Origin of the sequence: Pseudomonas sp. (assembly GCF_026224925.1) — a bacterium.
Lineage (GTDB): Bacteria > Pseudomonadota > Gammaproteobacteria > Pseudomonadales > Pseudomonadaceae > Aquipseudomonas.
Genome location: NZ_JAMFRV010000077.1, coordinates 1 through 2,313, shown reverse-complemented (window position 1 = coordinate 2,313; position 2,313 = coordinate 1). Strand labels below are relative to the sequence as shown.

The window sequence follows — 2,313 nt, the reverse complement described above, 5'->3', positions numbered from 1 at the left end:
CGCGAACGGCTGCCAGTCGAGTTGGGGTGTCCGTTTCCAAATGGCTGAAAAACAGCAGCGGCAGCTTGGACTCCAGACCTTCTTGAACCTGGGCTGCCAATTTCAGGCCTTGGCCGGCACCGCCAAAGTCGACGTCCATGACGATAGCGGCTGGATGCCGCTCGGCCATGGTGGCGTGGAAAGAGGCTACATTTTCCAGCGCCACGGCACTCAGCCCGAAGAACTCAAGTTGCTTGGCCAGCCGGTCACTGCGCTCATGGTCTTGCAGCATCACGTAGATTGGTTTGCGCAGCGGGGGCAGGGAAGTCTGTTCCAGTCGATCGCCGTGGCGCAGCCCGGTGCGCGAAAGGCGTTGCATCAAGCGATTGAGTTCGGTAATGAGGCTGCTGCTTAGGCGCCCGCGATTAGCTTCAACGGCCGTGAGTGCCAGGCCAATACTTTGGGCCAGTTGCACGTGTTCGAGCTGCTCGAAACGTTCAGCGAAACGCAGAAGGCGCAAATTCGACTCGGTCAGCTCAACCATATCGGCAGCCGACCATTCACTTTGTTGCAAGCGTTGCCAGACCTCAAGAATTTGACGTGCCTGATGGGTTACCCGCTGGGCAAAGTGATGCTTGAGGCGATCGCGACTGGGATCTTCTGGCTCGGTCATATCCTGGCTACTGATTATGGGTGCGCTGAGGTTGACTGGTGGCGCTATGCTAGCACCTCCTGTGGTCATTCTGAGTGCCGCAAGTCATTTAACTGCTGTTTATAGGCCAAATTGACGCTGAAATATTGCGATTGTCATGTAAGTAGGATCTGAAACTCTGCGGGACCAATCCGAATGGGTTCCAAGGCGCTGATTTAGGGCGTCTCTGAGTATTTTGAAACTTTCAGGTAAGTCCGCCCCCGACACACCCCCTCAAACCATTCCCATGCAAGCTCCCTCCCACACCCAAGGCACCTTGCTGTAAGGTTGCGGTCGAACTATTGAATTTCGTGATTGAAAGGATAAAGCCATGCTGGACTGGAAGAAGCGTGCGGGCAGCGCAGGGGATCGGGTCGACGAGCCAGCGGTTGGGACTCGTTCCCGTGGCTACTGGGGTGGTGTGTTTTTTAGCCGTGCGTTAGGCGTCGTGCTGGCCATTTATTTGGTGGTGACGGTGCTGATCGGTTGGTATTGGAGCAGCGAACCGAAGTTGTTTCCTGTGCAGCAGAACGCCCAAGCGGCGGCTCAGCGTGACGGCAGGCAGATGGTGGTCGGCTACACCACCGTCGAGACCCTCAAAACCATTGCCTCTACGTTGCTCGACAAGCCCGGTGGTTATCTTTCCAATGACCGCTTCCCGCCTGGGCTGTGGCTGGATAACATCCCGAACTGGGAATATGGCGTCTTGATTCAGGTCCGTGACATGAGCCGAGCACTGCGCAAAGATCTCGCCCGTTCGCAGTCGCAGTCGGCCGAAGATAGTGATCTGGCTAAAGCCGAGCCGCTTTTCAATTTCAACAACAAAAGCTGGATTTTGCCTTCTACCGAGTCTCAGTACCGGGAGGGTATTGCTGCGTTGAGCCGTTATGAGGCTCGACTGTCAGACCCAAATCAGAAGGGCGCGCTGTTCTACGCCCGCGCGGACAACCTGAACAATTGGCTGGGCGATGTCGGTACCCGTCTGGGTTCACTGTCGCAGCGACTGTCCGCCAGCGTGGGTCGGGTCAAGCTCAACAGCACCTTGAAAACCGAAACTCAGTCCACCGTGACCCTTAAACCGGGTGAAGTGCCGCAGGTTGACGAAGAGATCGTGGAAACTCCTTGGCTGCAAATCGACGACGTGTTCTATGAAGCTCGCGGTCAGGCCTGGGCGCTGTCGCTATTGTTGCGTGCCGTTGAGGTGGACTTCGCCGACGTGTTGGCGAAGAAAAACGCTACGGTCAGTGTCCGCCAGATCATTCGTGAGCTGGAGGCTTCGCAAGAACCAGTGTGGAGCCCAATGATCCTCAATGGCAGCCCGTTCGGTATGCTGGCCAACCACTCGCTGGTAATGGCCAACTATCTTTCCCGAGCTAACGCTGCTGTTATTGACTTGCGCCAACTGCTGTCTCAGGGGTAACTGATGTCGGTCTCTCCAAAAGAGGCTGCGCACCGCGCCGCCTCTGATGCCGAACAAATCGCTTGGGTCGATGAACACGATCAGCAATTGGGCTCCATCGAGCGGGCCCAACTGCGTGAGCGCGGGCTGATCGGGCGGGGCACTTATATATTGCTGTTCAACTCGGCCGGTGAACTTTGCGTGCACCAGCGCACCTTGAGCAAAGCGATTTATCCCGGCTATT

At 56.5% G+C, this 2,313-nt stretch carries 1 protein-coding gene and 2 pseudogenes; 2 read left to right on the top strand and 1 reads right to left on the bottom strand.

The window, feature by feature from the left end; translation table 11 throughout:
• Window positions 1–652, bottom strand: a pseudogene (locus M0974_RS03410) (diguanylate cyclase response regulator); the annotation flags it as partial.
• 349 nt (window positions 653–1,001) lie between these two features.
• Between M0974_RS03410 and M0974_RS03405 the strand changes: the two are divergent.
• Window positions 1,002–2,090, top strand: a complete 1,089-nt coding sequence (locus M0974_RS03405; protein WP_297832806.1) for a DUF2333 family protein — start codon at window positions 1,002–1,004, stop codon at window positions 2,088–2,090.
• Between the two features lie 3 nt (window positions 2,091–2,093).
• Window positions 2,094–2,313, top strand: a pseudogene (locus M0974_RS03400) (NUDIX hydrolase); the annotation flags it as partial.